Annotated in this window: 1 protein-coding gene; it reads right to left on the bottom strand. The window is 67.2% G+C overall.

Features of this window, described 5'->3' with window-relative positions:
* Nucleotides 1-58: 58 nt before the first annotated feature.
* Nucleotides 59-1,300 (bottom strand): IS256 family transposase, encoded by a 1,242-nt coding sequence (locus tag ACIBHX_RS52335; protein WP_397076535.1) that lies wholly within the window; start codon nt 1,298-1,300, stop codon nt 59-61.
* Nucleotides 1,301-1,417: the final 117 nt, after the last annotated feature.

Raw genomic sequence — 1,417 nt, 5'->3', positions numbered from 1 at the left:
GGTCACGTCCACGGACGTGGTGTATGAGTCGATCTTCGCGTGATCCTGTTTCTGCAGGTTAAGCGGTAAGTGTCTGCGGGAGTGGGCTCGGGGTGGGCGTGTCGCCGGAGATGACCCGGAGGCGGGCTTTGGTCAGCACGTCCAATCCCATGTAGCGGCGGGCTTCGACCCATTCGTCGCTCTGCTCGGCCAGGACGGCGCCGACCAGCCGGATGATCGCGGCTCGGTCGGGGAAGATACCGACGACGTCGGTGCGGCGGCGGATCTCCTTGTTCAGCCGTTCTTGCGGGTTGTTGGACCAGATCTGGGTCCAGATCTCGCGGGGGAAGGCGGCGAAGGCCAGCAGATCCTCCCGAGCGGCGTCCAGGTGTTCGGCGGCGGCCGGGTGCTTGGCCTCCAGCGCGTCCAGGACCCAGGCGTGCTGGGCGCGCACCGAGGCGGCATCGGGCTGGTCGAAGATGGTGCGCACCAGCGTGGCCACGAACGGCTGTGCGCTCTTGGCCACGCAGGTCAGCAGATTGCGCAGGTAGTGGGTTCGGCACCGCTGCCAGGACGCGCCCGCCAGCGTCGCGCCGATCGCCGACACCAGGCCGCGGTGGCAGTCGGAGATCACCAACTGCACGCCGGACAGGCCGCGAGCGACCAGGCCGCGCAGGAATGCCAGCCAGCCCGCGCCGTCCTCGCCGGTGGTGACCTCCAGCCCGAGGATCTCCCGCCGCCCGTCAGCATTGACCCCGGTGGCCACCAGGCAGTGCACGTTGATGATCCGGCCGCCTTCACGCACCTTCTGCGTCAAGGCATCCAGCCAGACGAAGGTGTAGGGGCCGGCGTCCAAGGCCCGGGTGCGGAAGGCTTCGACCTGCTCATCCAAGACCTTGGCCATCTGGCTGACCTGACTCTTGGAGATGTGCTTGATACCCAGCTGCTCGACCAGCTTGTCCACCCGCCGCGTCGAGACCCCGAGCAGGTAGCTGGTGGCCACCACACTGATCAGCGCCTGCTCGGCTCGCCGGCGGCGCTCCAGCAACCAGTCAGGAAAGTACGATCCCGAGCGCAGCTTGGGGATCGCCAGCTCCACGGTGCCGGCGCGGGTGTCCCACTCCCGCTGGCGGTAGCCGTTACGCGAGTTGGTCCGCTCGCCGCTGCGCTCGCCGTACGGCGCTCCGCACAGGGTGTCGGCCTGGGCCGACATCAACGCCTCGGCCATGGTCTTCACCATGGATCGCAACATGTCCGAGTCATCGGTCTCGATCTGCTTCGCCAGCCACTGCGCGGGCGTCACACTGTTGTCTGCGGCCATCGCCTTGATCTCCTTCGTTGTTCGCACTCGAAGGATCACGCGATGGCCGTCTCCATTTCACGGCCGCCACGCTTGTGACCAGGTCAAACTCGTACACCACTCCCGTGGACGCAACCC

Origin of the sequence: Nonomuraea sp. NPDC050536 (assembly GCF_044457685.1) — a bacterium.
Taxonomy (GTDB): domain Bacteria; phylum Actinomycetota; class Actinomycetes; order Streptosporangiales; family Streptosporangiaceae; genus Nonomuraea.
Note: the sequence above shows the minus strand (reverse complement) of the source record. Positions and strands in the feature narration are given on the sequence as shown.

Bases quoted from the DNA above. Each gene is read 5' to 3' on its own strand.
- ACIBHX_RS52335 (WP_397076535.1), bottom strand. From the start codon at position 1,300: ATGGCCGCAGACAACAGTGTGACGCCCGCGCAGTGGCTGGCGAAGCAG.